This window comes from Marinobacterium nitratireducens (genome assembly GCF_014645375.1).
GTDB lineage: Bacteria > Pseudomonadota > Gammaproteobacteria > Pseudomonadales > Balneatricaceae > Marinobacterium_A > Marinobacterium_A nitratireducens.
In genome coordinates, this window is record NZ_BMLT01000002.1 from 586027 (window position 1) to 599148 (window position 13122).

The 13122-nt window shown below is 62.1% G+C and carries 9 protein-coding genes; 3 read left to right on the top strand and 6 right to left on the bottom strand.

Features of this window, described 5'->3' with window-relative positions; translation table 11 throughout:
• Positions 1-3: 3 nt before the first annotated feature.
• Positions 4-981 (top strand): lipoyl synthase, encoded by a 978-nt coding sequence (lipA, locus tag IEX85_RS05585; protein WP_188859218.1) that lies wholly within the window; start codon positions 4-6, stop codon positions 979-981.
• A 205-nt stretch (positions 982-1186) separates the two neighbouring features.
• On the opposite strand, the gene IEX85_RS05590 is transcribed toward lipA, so the two are convergent.
• On the bottom strand, positions 1187-1582 hold the full coding sequence (locus IEX85_RS05590) for a VOC family protein (RefSeq protein WP_188859220.1): 396 nt from the start codon (positions 1580-1582) through the stop codon (positions 1187-1189).
• Positions 1583-2188: 606 nt separating this feature from the next.
• Here IEX85_RS05590 and IEX85_RS05595 point away from each other — a divergent pair.
• A complete protein-coding gene (locus IEX85_RS05595) occupies positions 2189-4420 on the top strand; it encodes an NADP-dependent isocitrate dehydrogenase (RefSeq protein WP_188859222.1) in 2232 nt (743 codons plus the stop codon).
• Between the two features lie 656 nt (positions 4421-5076).
• Here the strand turns inward: IEX85_RS05595 and IEX85_RS05600 are convergent.
• The 5 genes from IEX85_RS05600 to leuS all read right to left on the bottom strand — a co-directional run bounded on the left by IEX85_RS05600 (position 5077) and on the right by leuS (position 12407).
• On the bottom strand, positions 5077-6876 hold the full coding sequence (locus IEX85_RS05600; protein WP_188859230.1) for a transglycosylase SLT domain-containing protein: 1800 nt from the start codon (positions 6874-6876) through the stop codon (positions 5077-5079).
• An 89-nt stretch (positions 6877-6965) separates the two neighbouring features.
• A complete protein-coding gene (locus IEX85_RS05605; RefSeq protein ID WP_188859233.1) occupies positions 6966-7406 on the bottom strand; it encodes a VOC family protein in 441 nt (146 codons plus the stop codon).
• Positions 7407-8215: 809 nt separating this feature from the next.
• The gene (gene holA / locus IEX85_RS05610; protein WP_188859236.1) at positions 8216-9244 is read right to left on the bottom strand and encodes a DNA polymerase III subunit delta; all 1029 of its coding nucleotides are present in this window, start codon (positions 9242-9244) and stop codon (positions 8216-8218) included.
• The gene (locus IEX85_RS05615; protein WP_188859238.1) at positions 9241-9744 is read right to left on the bottom strand and encodes an LPS-assembly lipoprotein LptE; all 504 of its coding nucleotides are present in this window, start codon (positions 9742-9744) and stop codon (positions 9241-9243) included. Before IEX85_RS05615 ends, holA begins: the two co-directional genes overlap by 4 nt.
• A 68-nt stretch (positions 9745-9812) precedes the next feature.
• A complete protein-coding gene (gene leuS / locus IEX85_RS05620; protein WP_188859246.1) occupies positions 9813-12407 on the bottom strand; it encodes a leucine--tRNA ligase in 2595 nt (864 codons plus the stop codon).
• 159 nt (positions 12408-12566) lie between these two features.
• Between leuS and IEX85_RS05625 the strand changes: the two genes are divergently transcribed.
• On the top strand, positions 12567-13112 hold the full coding sequence (locus tag IEX85_RS05625) for a zinc ribbon-containing protein (RefSeq protein ID WP_188859248.1): 546 nt from the start codon (positions 12567-12569) through the stop codon (positions 13110-13112).
• Positions 13113-13122: the final 10 nt, after the last annotated feature.

Here is a 13122-nt window from a genome sequence, read left to right on the forward strand (position 1 = left end):
TATATGGCAGAAACCGAAAGCAAGTCCGCGACGCGCGTCGAGCAGGGCGTGAAACTGCGTGGCGCAGAGAAGGTCGCCCGCATTCCGGTCAAGGTCATCCCGACGGAAAAGGACGCAATGCCGCGCAAGCCCGAGTGGCTGCGCGTACGCATGGGTTCGTCGGCTGAGGTCAAACGCATCAAGGACAAGCTGCGCAAGCACAAGCTGGCATCGGTCTGCGAGGAAGCCAGCTGCCCGAACCTGGGCGAGTGCTTCAGCCACGGCACCGCGACCTTCATGATCATGGGCGATATCTGTACCCGTCGCTGCCCCTTCTGCGACGTTGCCCACGGGCGTCCCAACGCCCTCAACCCCGATGAGCCGCGCGAGCTGGCCACCGCGATCGCCGATATGGGGCTGCGTTACGTCGTGATCACCTCGGTCGACCGTGACGACCTGCGTGACGGCGGCGCCCAGCACATCGCCGACTGTGTCCGCGAAACCCGCGAGCGCTGCGAGACGATCCAGGTCGAAACCCTGGTGCCGGACTTCCGCGGTCGTATGGATATCGCGCTGGAGATTCTTGCCGCCACGCCACCGGACGTGTTTAACCATAACCTCGAAACCGTGCCGCGTCTGTACAAGCAGGTACGTCCGGGTGCCGATTACGAGTGGTCGCTGGACCTGCTCGAAGGCTTCAAGCAGCGCCAGCCCGATATCCGCACCAAGTCCGGTCTGATGGTCGGCGTCGGCGAGACCAACGAGGAAATCATCGAGGTCATGCGCGACCTGCGCGAGCACAAGGTCGACATGATCACCATCGGTCAGTACCTGCAGCCGAGCCGCAGCCATCTGCCGGTGGATCGCTTCGTGACGCCGGAGGAGTTCGACGAGTTCGCACGTATCGCCAGGGAGCTGGGCTTCAGCCACGTGGCGTCCGGCCCGCTGGTACGTTCGTCCTACCATGCCGACCTCCAGGCCAAGGGCGAGAAGGTCGGTTAAATCACCGCATCGTCCCGACTTGCAAGGGAGCCTCAGGGCTCCCTTGCTGTATCTGTAGGTTGGGTCTAGCGCCGAAGGCGCGTGACCGCCAAGAAACCAATCGATCTGCACAACGATCGATATGATGGGGGCGCGATGCCCTTACCTCGCAGCAACCGGCATGATAGCGGCACCGCATCGCTTGCCCCATCCTACGACTTGCCGCTTACCGCTTACCGTGGAGCTGTTCGACGAAGCCCGCTTCGTCGCGGATACCGACGCGATTGCCGTCGGGGTCATGGATATTGATCGTCGAGCCCCAGGCGCTGCGCACAATCTCGGCTTCGATATCGAAAAGCCTCAGGCGTGCGAGCATGGCGTCAAGATCATCGACGTTGAAGCGCAGCTTGGTGGCGTTCTGTTCGATCGATTTGCCCGCAGGGTTGGCGACCCCTTCGCTCTCGATCATCAGATAGCTGCCGCCGAACGACAGGCAGCAGAGCCTGAAGTCTCCTTCCGTTTTCGAGAACAGCACGGGCAGATCGAAAAGATCGCGATAGAAGGCGACGCAGTCATCAAAATGTTCGGTATTGAGAATGATGCCGGTGCGGGCAAATTCCATGGCTAAGCTCCCATAAACTGGAAGGCCTATATTCGGTCAATTGTGGGGGCTTGTCACAGGACTGCCCGACCAGGCTGCAAACATCCGCGCCCCGGCGATGCCCTGATAAGGCCGCAGTAAGTTGTAGTGCTACTACATAAAGTGGTGGCCGCGGCGCGGCGCTCCGGGATGGGCGTACCGGCGCCTGTGGGTATCGGAAACACCTCTGTCCTGGCGCCGCCCGGCACCGGTTGGCGTTGCCGAATGCTGACCTGGATCAACGTAAAACGCGATATACGGTCGTTTCGGATCAATATAAAGATGGTGAATGTTAAACATAACACCCATAAATACTATCTCTATAGAGTCTGGAAAAGCCGCTGTAAGCTACGGATTTTCGGGCTTTTACCGGTTTTGTAGTCGATGCCAAAAATAGCCAATTGGTCGTAATGGGGCGCGAATTTGGTTCTGACTACTTAAGTCCTGAGAGCGCTCGTCATACAATAACGGCCGGAAAACGAATCCTTCGGCCCCGGGCCTGCAGGCGGCGACCACAAGTTGCCGCTCGCCGGGGGCGTAGGCACTTTAGCCGCGCAAGACGGCCAGCCGTAAGACTCAGGGGGCACCATGACCGACAAATCCACTATCGTTTATACACTGACCGACGAAGCACCGTCGCTGGCGACCTGCTCGCTGCTGCCGATCGTGCGTACCTTCACCCGCGCCGCCGGTATCGAGGTCACCATCAGCGATATTTCCCTGGCGGGCCGTATCCTGTCTGCATTTCCCGAGCGTCTGAAAGAAGAACAGCGTGTCGTCGACGGTCTGGCCGAGCTGGGCAAGCTGACCCAGGACCCGCACGCCAATATTGTCAAACTGCCGAACATCAGCGCCTCCGTACCGCAGCTGCGCGCCTGCATCGCCGAACTGCAGGGCCAGGGCTACGACGTGCCGGACTATGTCGACGCACCGAAGACCGATGCCGAAAAGGACGCTCGCGAGCGTTACTCGAAAATTCTCGGCAGCGCGGTGAACCCGGTACTGCGCCAGGGCAACTCCGACCGTCGCGCTCCGGCCGCGGTCAAGGCATACGCCCGCAAGTACCCGCATTCCATGGGCGCCTGGAGCAAGGCCTCCCGTACCCACGCCGATTACATGACCGGCGGTGACTTCTTCTCCAGCGAGCAGTCCATCACGTCCGAAAAGGCGCAGGACGTACGCATCGAGTTCGTCTCCAAGTCCGGTCAGGTCGAGCTGAAGAAGACGCTGCCGCTGGAGCAGGGTGAAGTGCTTGACAGCATGTTCATGAGCAGCAAGGCACTGCGCGCCTTCTTCGAACAGACGCTGGAAGATTCCAAGAACACCGGAGTGATGTGGTCCCTGCACGTCAAGGCGACCATGATGAAAGTGTCCCACCCGATCGTCTTCGGTCATGCGGTTTCGGTTTACTACAAGGACCTGTTCGACAAGCACGGCGAATTGTTCAAGGAACTGGGCGTCAACCCGAACAACGGTCTGAGCTCGGTCTACGACAAGATCAAGTCGCTGCCGGACTCCAAGCAGGAAGAAATCCTGCACGATCTGCACGCCTGCTACGAGAACCGCCCGGAGATGGCCATGGTCGACTCTGTCAAGGGCATCACCAACCTGCACATCCCGAGTGACGTAATCGTCGATGCCTCCATGCCGGCGATGATCCGCAACTCCGGCCAGATGTGGGGGCGTGACGGCAAGCAGAAAGACACCAAGGCGGTGATGCCGGAGAGCACCTACGCCCGCATCTACCAGGAAGTGATCAACTTCTGCAAAACCAACGGTGCCTTCGATCCGACCACCATGGGCAGCGTGTCGAACGTCGGTCTGATGGCGATGAAGGCGGAAGAGTACGGCTCCCACGACAAGACCTTCGAAATGACCGAAGACGGCACCATGCGCGTCGTCGACGCTGACGGCAATGTCCTGATGCAGCACGAAGTCGAGAAAGGCGACATCTGGCGCGCCTGCCAGACCAAGGACGCGGCTATTCGTGACTGGGTCAAGCTGGCCGTTACCCGTGCGCGCAACTCCGACACTCCGGCGGTGTTCTGGCTGGACGAGGAGCGCGCCCACGACAACGAACTGCGCAAGAAGGTCGAAGCCTACCTGCAGGAGCATGACCTGGAAGGCCTCGATATCCGCATCATGTCCTACAACGAAGCGATCCGTTTCTCGATGGAGCGGATGAAGCGTGGCAAGGACACCATCTCCGTCACCGGCAACGTCCTGCGCGACTACCTGACCGACCTGTTCCCGATCATGGAACTGGGCACCTCGGCCAAGATGCTGTCCATCGTCCCGATGCTGGCCGGCGGCGGCATGTACGAAACCGGTGCCGGCGGTTCCGCGCCCAAGCACGTGCAGCAGCTGATGGAAGAGAACCATCTGCGCTGGGACTCGCTCGGTGAGTTCCTGGCACTGGCGGTGTCGCTGGAAGAGCTGGGTATCAAGGAGCACAACTCGCGTGCCAAGGTTCTGGCCAAGTGCCTCGACAAGGCGACCGAAAAGCTGCTGGAGAACGGCAAGTCGCCGTCGCGCAAGACCGGCGAGCTGGACAACCGTGGCAGCCATTTCTACCTCGGCCTGTACTGGGCTCAGGAGGTTGCGGCCCAGACCGAAGATGCCGAACTGGCTGCCGAGTTCGCGCCTTTCGCCAAGGCTCTGAGCGACAACGAAGAGCAGATCCTGGCCGAACTGGCTGCGGTGCAGGGCAAGCCGGCCGCTGAAGTCGAAGGCTACTACCACGCTGACCGTGAAGGCGTGAAGAAGGTTATGCGTCCGAGCGCGACCCTCAACGGTATTCTGGCGAGCGCGAACGCCTAAGCGTAGATAACGGTACATCAGTTACCGTTAACAGAAAACGCTACGTCTGCGCATCCATGCGCTGGTAGCATGACCGCCAGGGAGGGCGGGAACACCGATTTTGCAGGAGCCTCAATCGGTGATGGAGTTCCTTGTACAAAGGCCCGGGCTGCTTCGCAGCCCGGGCCTTTTTCGTTGAGGCTGACGGGTTATGACCCGCGTTACCGGCCTTGGTCTGTTTTCATGGCAGATGGAATGCACGAACCGGAGGGTGGGTGGAGCGATGCACGGCAATGATCGTTCCGTTTCCCATGTGATTTGGGCATCGCGAAACCGCCATGGACGGTGGAAATCCCGAAAACGCAGGAGCAGTTTTTCGGGGAACCCGCCATATCGATCGTATTGCAGATCGATTTGCGTCAGGCTGCACAAGCAGTTGTTCCCACTTTCTGTGGAAAACTATCTGAATAACTTATGGGTACCTGGCCCCGGGGCAGCAATGGCGGCGCCAAAGCCCCCGTGGCTACTAAATAATCGGAGAATATCCCCGTTTTTCAGGCATTTGAAGAAGTCAAGCGGCGGTGGATAAGTTGGATTTTTGAGGCCAATGTCAAGTCATCTGCAGGGTCTTTCAGGCCTGTGGAAAATCGTTTTTCCACAAGGCTGCGATTGGCAGTTCAGGCCCCGTAGCAGGCCTTGACCGCGGCCGGTCCCTGTTGTGCCATCGCCTGGTACTTCTTCCAGAATTCGGCGTCGATGGCGCGCAGGTGTTGCTTCGTCGTGTCCTTGCGGTAACGGCTCAGGTGCCCGGGACCGCCGTTGTAGACGGCATAGGTGGCACGGGCGAGGTCGAGTGGATTGCCGGTTATTTGGTGTTCCTTTTTTTTGATCGCGATATCAACCATGTAGTGCACCAGTATCTCGTTGCCGGCACGGGCGTTGTAGCCGATATCCCGGCTCAGGGAATCGATGTTGTAAACCCCGCGCCAGACATGGCGGTTGATCTGCATCAGGCCCAGTGCTCCGCCGGAGGACTGGATTGTTTTGACCTCACTGCCACTCCTGATGAACTGCCGCCAGCAGCTTTCCTGCCAGGCGGTCGTCCGCAACGCGTTGGCGTAGATCTCGAAGTACGCGACCGGAACCTTGGCCTTCTGGCGTTCCGTCGAAATGACCTGGTCGAGCAGCTGCGAAAGGGTGCTCAGATAGGTATCAATCTCCGCCGCCGTCGGAACCCAGCCGGTCAGCTCGGTCACCAGCACAGGGTCGATCGGGCCCGCCTGGGCCACCGGGATCAGCCAGGCAAAAGGGGACAGGGGGGGCTCCGGCTCTTCGCTGAGCTCCGGCTCGAGACCCAGCAGGGTGCGCAGCGCCGGGTCGATCTCGGTACCGTAGCGGAGATTGTCGTCGCTGACACCGGGCACCAGCAGCCGCGCCATGCTGCGCAGGCTGTTACGGTCGAGTACCAGGCCCAGGTGGGGAGCTGCCTGGTCGAGGGCCGCAAGCGCATCGGCTGCGCTGACGAAGGTGGCGAACTGGAGGGCATCCGCGCCGGGTATGTTTAGCCGTCTGTCGTGCAGCAGCGGTGCCAGACGCTCCCAGGTTTTCAGGAACAGGTCGCGCACAGGATCCCGGGTGTGATCCTCGAGTGCCAGGGCATCGCGCAGATCGTAGCGCGCCTCGAGCAGCAAGTCCGCCAGGGCGTTCGCGAGTTCGGGCCCGGCCGACACAGCCATGGTCTTGATCAGCCAGGTGGCGAAGCCGTCCCAGGCCTGCCAGGCGGCATCCCAGCGCGCCAGCTCTTCCTCGGTCAGCGGCATGAGCTCCGGCGGAAACTGATCGGGCACCGGCGGCGGGACCTGCAGCGCGAGCTGCACGCGAAGGCCCCGAGGCGTCGCCTCGACATCCTGGAGGCTGATGGCGACCGGCGATTTTTCCGGCGACACCGCCAGCTGCATCAACTGGTCCAGTCCGGCAAGGGTCGGTGACAGGTCGATACTGACGGTCTCCAGCCGGGGATGGACAATGCCCTTGATCCAGTTCCAGAGCACACCGGGAGGCGTCCGGGTCTGCTCGTCGGCTTTCAGGATATCGGAATCGACGACGCGAAAATCGAGACCCTTGCCGCCGGCGTCGGGATACACCTCCAGCCGGGTGTCGAGCACCGCCTGCCACTGCAGCGGAAAGAGGCACTGCGGGGGCGCGGGCGTACCGATCCGGGCGTCGATATCGCTCAGGATGCGAATGCGGCCGAAGGCATCGGTGTCGATGCGTGGATGGGCGAGCTGCAGACTGTTGCAGCCAGCGGTGTCCGAGTACAGCCTGGCCGACTGTTCGGGTCCCTGAAACAGCTGCTCCGCGAAGGCCTTGGCGAGAATTCGGTAATCGAGGGTAAGGGGAACTGTCAGCTCGTCCGGCCGGGCCTGGGCGGGCAACATCAGCAGCAGTACCAAAGCGACCCGGAGTGCCGCTAGCATGAACGGAACCTCTTTGTAGGTAGATCGAGTTTACACCCTGGTGCCGTCTCGGCGGGAGACTGCTGAAGAAAAAGTTTGCCGGGCAGGCTTCAGTCAGTGCGTTGCAGCCTGGCAAAATCCTCGGCGCCCGGGCCCAGCGGCTGTCCGTAACTGAACTCGACGTAGTTGCCGTTGGGGTCGCGCATGCCGCAGTAATAACCCACGGGGAAGGGCTCGTCGCGCGGGGCCCAGACCAGGCAGCCGGCCTTGTCGGCCCTGTCCGCGATACGGTCCACCGCTTCGCGGCTTTCGAGCGCGAAGCCGAAGTGACGGTAGTCGTTGTCCGGCAGGTCGAGATCCCGGCCGCCGTTCATCAGCACAAAGATGAAGTCGGTCTCCCGGTCGGGCTCGGCCATCCAGGCAATGGTCTGATGGGCGCTGTGCCGCTCGTGGATCACCGCCATGCCGCAGAAATCGCGGTAGAAGGCGATGCAGGCGTCGATATCGCTGACGTGCAGCGCGATATGGGTGATGCGGGGCGTAACGGGCATGGGAAGCTCCGGTTCAATGGCCTTCCTTAAAGCTAGAGGAGAAAGGTGCAGGACGAAAGGGACGCCAACCGAATCCACGACAGGAGTGTCGGTACAGCGACGCATCCGGCGGATTCAACGGGCTCCTCGCCGTGCGGTTATCGCGGAACCGCCAGGGATGGTGGAAATCCTGGCAACGCAGGAGCGGTTGTCAGGGAACCTGCTATATCGATCGCAGGTAGGATGGGACAGGCGATGCGTGAGCACCGGCGCGCCGCCGCCCCGTCGTTCGGGCATCGCGGCCCCATCATATCGATCGCAGTACAGATCGATTGCTATCGGTTGGCACTGTGCCGCCCCAATATCCTCTTGTTGGGTTATGTGGCTCCGCCACTCCAGCCTGCCTGCCCGGCTGGCAGCTTTCCCCCAAATTCTGTGGAAAACATTCTGGATAACTTATGGGTACTTGTCCCCAGGCCTGAAACGGCGCCGCCGGCGCGTTCTTGAACACCGATTGAACGGCCAAAAGCCCGTATTTTCGGGTGATTGAAGAAGTCAAGCAGCGGTGGATAAAGTTATCGAAAGGGCTTGATGTCAAGCTTGAAGCTGAAATTTGTTTGGCTGTGGAAAAGATGTTTTCCACAAAATGCCGGGGTAAGTCTGTGGGTATCATCGGGGTAAGCGTCAGGGTTGCCATTGTTGCAGGACTGCAATCTGCTGGCCAATCGATGTACAGCGGTTATTCGCCGCGACTGTGGAAGCCGCGCCCGCGGCGAATGAGATGCGTCATGGCGCTGGAAATATTCGCCCGGAGACCGGGCTCCTACGGATCAGCCCGGGGCTCTCAGCGGCAGCGGATGGCCCGAGAGATGCAGCACGATGCCAGTGAGGGGAACCCAGGGATCGCCGGCGGCGGCGCCCTTGATCATTCTGTCGACTTCGGCGCACGCCTGCAGCATTTCCTCGAGACTGGCGCGGCTTGTACGCTTGGCGCAGTTGCGCACCAGTTGCTTGCGCTTGCCGAAGATTCGCTGTTGCTGGCACAGGGTGTCGAAGGGCAGACCCTGGCTGAGTCCCGCCTGCACCGCGTACAGGGTGCGAATTTCGCGGGCCAGTGCCCAGAGAAGTACCGGGGCTTCGGTTCCCTCCTGGCGCAGTACCTGGATGATGCGGGTGCAGCGCTGGGGCTGTCCGTCGAGGGCGGCGTCGGTGAGAGCGAAGATATCGAAGCGTGAACTGTCGGAGACGGCGTCCATCACCTCGTCGGCGCCAAGAGTCATGTCCGGATAGAGCAGCTGCAGTTTGCTCATCTCCTGCCGCGCCGCCAGCAGGTTGCCCTCGACCCGTTCGCTCAGCAGCTCAACCGCGCTCTCGTCGAGTGAAAGGCCCATGGCGGCGGCACGCTGGCGGATCCAGCCGGGCAGTTGTGACGGTTCCACCGGCCAGATCTCGACGATGACGCCGGTCTTGTCGAGGGCCTTGAACCAGGCGCTCTTCTTGGCCGAGCCGTCGAGCTTGTCAGCGATGATCAGCAGCACATTGTCCGGGGCCGGATTGGCGAGGTACTGCTGCAGGATTTCGCTGGCATTCTTCTGCAGCTTCTGACTGCCAAGACGCAGCTCTATGATTTTGCGCTCGGCAAAAAGCGACAGCGCGCTGGCGCATTCGAGCAGGTATTCCCACTTGAAGCTGCCGTCGACGTGCAGCACCTCGCGTTCGGTGAACCCCTGTTGCTGGAAGGCCTTGCGCAGGGTATCGACGCTTTCCTCGCACAGCAGCGGCTCGTCGCCGGTTACCAGATAGCCAGGGGCGATGCCCTGTTTCAGGCGCCCGGCGAGCTGTTCGGGCTTGAGTTTCATTGCCCGGCGGACGACTTTCCGGCTGCGGCGACGTAGCGGCGCAGGATCTGTCGGGCGATATCCTGCTGCATTTCGCGGCGCAACAGGTCAGCCTGCTCGTTTTCCGCGGTAATGGCGCCGCTGTCGTAGCTGTAGACCCGTTCGGTACGGGCGACGCTCGGAGGCACCAGCAGTTTCTCGCCCTGGATGACCTGGAAGTGGACTTCGGTTCGCAGTTCGTATTCGTCGACCTTGATTTCCTCGTCCAGGCTGGCGGTACGGCGACCCTGCTTCTCTTCGAGGATTTCCAGCTGCTGCGGTGCCGCGGCGACCAGCTCGATGCCGTTGGCACGGAGGGTACGGGTCAGCTCGGTGCGCAGGGTGCTGCGGCCGGCGGGCATGACCAGTTCCAGTTCGCGCATCGACTCGGGCACGTCTACGTTGCCGCGCAGATGGAAGCCGCAACCGGCGACCGCCAGGGAGGCGAGCGCCAGTATCAGGTATTTCAGTTTCAGTCGCATCGAATCTGTCCATCCTTGCGTGTGCCGGCGCCGGACGGCGGTGACCGCCCGGCGCCGGGAAGGGGCTGTCAGCCCACGACGATATTCACCAGCTTGCCGGGAACGACGATTTTCTTGCGCAACTGCTTGTCGCCCATGTGCTTGCGTACGTTCTCGTCGGCGAGTGCCGTGTGCAGAATGACGTCCTGGTCGGCATCGGCGGCGACGCTGATTTTGGCGCGCACCTTGCCGTTGACCTGTACCACCATCTCGATGGAGCTGCGCTCGAGCGCGGCTTCGTCGACCTGCGGCCAGGCGGCGTCGAGCACGTCGCCGTCGTTGCCCAGCGCCTGCCACAGCACGTGGGTGATGTGCGGCACGATCGGCGACAGCAGCTGAGTCGCGGCCTGCAGCGCCTCGTGGGTCACGGCGCGGCCCTGTTCGCTGACGTCGACGAACTTGCCGACGGCGTTGGACAGCTCCATCACGGCGGCGATGGCGGTGTTGAAGGTCTGACGGCGCTCGATGTCGTCGCTGACCTTGCCGATGGTCTCGTGCACCTTGCGGCGCAGGTCGCGCTGCGCGTCATTGAGCGCGTCCGGCTTCAGAGCCGCCACCTCCGGGCCCTGCTGCAGGTGGTCGTGAACCTGCTTCCACAGTCGCTTGAGGAAGCGGTGCGCGCCCTCGACACCGGAGTCGGACCACTCCAGCGACTGCTCCGGCGGCGCCGCGAACATCATGAACAGGCGCACGGTGTCGGCACCGTAGCGGTCGATCATCAGCTGCGGATCGATGCCGTTGTTCTTCGACTTCGACATCTTCGACATGCCGGCGGGCTCGACCGGCTGGCCGTCCTCGCGGTGGCGGGCGCTGACGATGCGGCCCTTGTCATCGCTTTCGGTGACGACATCGGCCGGCGAGATCCAGTTCTTGCCGCCCTTTTCGTCTTCACGGTAGTAGGTCTCGGCCAGCACCATGCCCTGGCAAAGCAACCGGGTGAAGGGCTCGTCGGAGCCGACCAGGCCCTCGTCGCGCATCAGCTTGTGGAAGAAGCGCGAGTACAGCAGGTGCAGGATGGCGTGCTCGATGCCGCCGATGTACTGGTCGACCGGCAGCCAGTAGTTGGCCTGTTTCGGGTCCAGCATGCCTTCGCCGTTGCGGGCGCAGGCGTAGCGCGCGTAGTACCAGCTCGACTCCATGAAGGTGTCGAAGGTGTCGGTCTCGCGCTCGGCGGCGGCGCCGCACGTCGGGCATTCGCACTGGATGAAGCTGTCCATCTTCTTGATCGGCGAGCCGACGCCGTCGAACTCGACGTCTTCCGGCAGCACCACCGGCAGCTGGTCTTCCGGCACCGGCAGGGCGCCGCAGCTGGGGCAGTTGATAACCGGGATCGGCGCGCCCCAGTAACGCTGACGGGATACGCCCCAGTCGCGCAGGCGGTAGTGAATGGTGGTATGGCCGCGGCGGCGATTGTCGAGTTCCTTGGCGATGGCCTTGAACGCCAGTTCGAATTCCAGGTCGTCGAAGTCGCCGGAGTTGACCAGTACGCCCTTCTCGGTGAAGGCTTCCTTCTCCAGGTCGACCTCGGTGGAAGCGTCGAGCGGCTTGATGACCTGTTTCAGCGCCAGGCCGTACTTGCGGGCGAACTCCCAGTCGCGCTGGTCGTGGGCCGGCACGGCCATGACGGCGCCGGAGCCGTACTCCATCAGCACGAAGTTGGCGGTCCAGACCGGAACCTTCTCGCCGGTCAGCGGGTGCACCGCCTGGAAGCCCAGCGGCATGCCCTTTTTCTCCATGGTCGCCAGATCCGCCTCGGCGACCTTGGTGTGGCGGCACTCCTCGACGAAGGCGGCCAGTTCCGGATTGCCGGCGGCGGCGCGCTGCGCCAGCGGGTGCTGCGGCGCCACCGCGACGTAGGTCACGCCCATCAGGGTGTCCGGACGGGTGGTGAAGACCTCGAGGTCGCCGTCACCCTCGACGTGGAATTTCAGCTCCACGCCCTCGGAGCGCCCGATCCAGTTGCGCTGCATGGTGCGCACCTGCTCGGGCCAGTGTTCCAGCTTGTCGAGGTCGTCGAGCAGCTGGTCGGCGTAATCGGTGATCTTGAGGAACCACTGCGGAATCTTCTTGCGCTCGACCAGAGCGCCGGAACGCCAGCCGCGGCCGTCGATCACCTGCTCGTTGGCCAGTACGGTCTGGTCCACCGGGTCCCAGTTGACCTCGGATTCTTTCTTGTAGACCAGCCCTTTTTTCATCAGCCGGGTGAAGAACCACTGCTCCCAGCGATAGTATTCCGGATGGCAGGTGGCGACTTCGCGGTTCCAGTCGTAACCGAAGCCCATCTGCTGCAGCTGGTTGCGCATGTAGTCGATGTTTTCGTAGGTCCACTTGGCCGGTGCCACGTTGTTCTTGATCGCGGCATTCTCGGCCGGCAGACCGAAGGCGTCCCAACCCATCGGCTGCAGCACGTTCTTGCCCTGCATGCGCTGGTAGCGGGAGATGACATCGCCGATGGTATAGTTTCGCACGTGCCCCATGTGCAGCCGACCGCTGGGGTAGGGGAACATGGACAGGCAGTAGAATTTTTCCCTGGAAGGGTCGTCATCGCAGCGGAAGCTGTCGTTGGCTTCCCAGTGGGCCTGCGTCTGGGGCTCGATCACCCCGGGCTGGTATTGTTCGTTCATCGGCTCTCTAAACGCTAAAACCGGCATTCGAGAATGCCGGTCGTCCCGGAGCCTGCCGGCAAGCTGGTGTTCGGCGGGTTCCGTCGGTTCAATGGAAAGTTCACAATATGCGGCATAGCATACAATAGAAGCTACGCCATCAACAGTGGAACGCATTTTATGAGCGATGCCCCGCGCGACCCCAAAGACAAACAGGACAAGGCCACGACTGCCTACGACCGTATCCTCAAGCGCCTGCTCGACGACCTCGAGCATGCCGAAAACCGCTCCTGGGATTACCTGCAGGAGCGTATCGAGGACGCCGCACGGCTCGAGCTGACAGCGGAGGAGATGACCCGCGACGAGATGGACCTGCTGACCGCCTATCTCAAGCGGGATCTGAAGCGGCTCGGCTACTACGCCCACGAGACCGGCGAGGGGATTGCGGCCTGGCTGCACTTCGACCTCAACATCCTGGAGAGCCGCCTGGTGACCCTGCTGCGGGGACTGGCGGACCGTACCCGGATCGACCAGGAAGTGCTGCGCGAACGCCTCGATCACGGCGCAGACGACTATATCGCCGGCGAGATCGCCACCGCCGGAACCCTGGCCTGCCTCAGCTGCGGCGCTACCCAGGAACTGACGGAAACCTCCCGCATCGGGCCCTGCGCCACCTGCGGCAAGGAGTATTTCCGCCGTATCTCCCGTCCCTGGCCCGGGGCCTGAATCGACGCCG

Coding starts and splice junctions, on each gene's coding strand:
- lipA (WP_188859218.1), top strand. CDS start 4: ATGGCAGAAACCGAAAGCAAGTCCGCGACGCGCGTCGAGCAGGGCGTG.
- IEX85_RS05590 (WP_188859220.1), bottom strand. CDS start 1,582: ATGGAATTTGCCCGCACCGGCATCATTCTCAATACCGAACATTTTGAT.
- IEX85_RS05595 (WP_188859222.1), top strand. CDS start 2,189: ATGACCGACAAATCCACTATCGTTTATACACTGACCGACGAAGCACCG.
- IEX85_RS05600 (WP_188859230.1), bottom strand. CDS start 6,876: ATGCTAGCGGCACTCCGGGTCGCTTTGGTACTGCTGCTGATGTTGCCC.
- IEX85_RS05605 (WP_188859233.1), bottom strand. CDS start 7,406: ATGCCCGTTACGCCCCGCATCACCCATATCGCGCTGCACGTCAGCGAT.
- holA (WP_188859236.1), bottom strand. CDS start 9,244: ATGAAACTCAAGCCCGAACAGCTCGCCGGGCGCCTGAAACAGGGCATC.
- IEX85_RS05615 (WP_188859238.1), bottom strand. CDS start 9,744: ATGCGACTGAAACTGAAATACCTGATACTGGCGCTCGCCTCCCTGGCG.
- leuS (WP_188859246.1), bottom strand. CDS start 12,407: ATGAACGAACAATACCAGCCCGGGGTGATCGAGCCCCAGACGCAGGCC.
- IEX85_RS05625 (WP_188859248.1), top strand. CDS start 12,567: ATGAGCGATGCCCCGCGCGACCCCAAAGACAAACAGGACAAGGCCACG.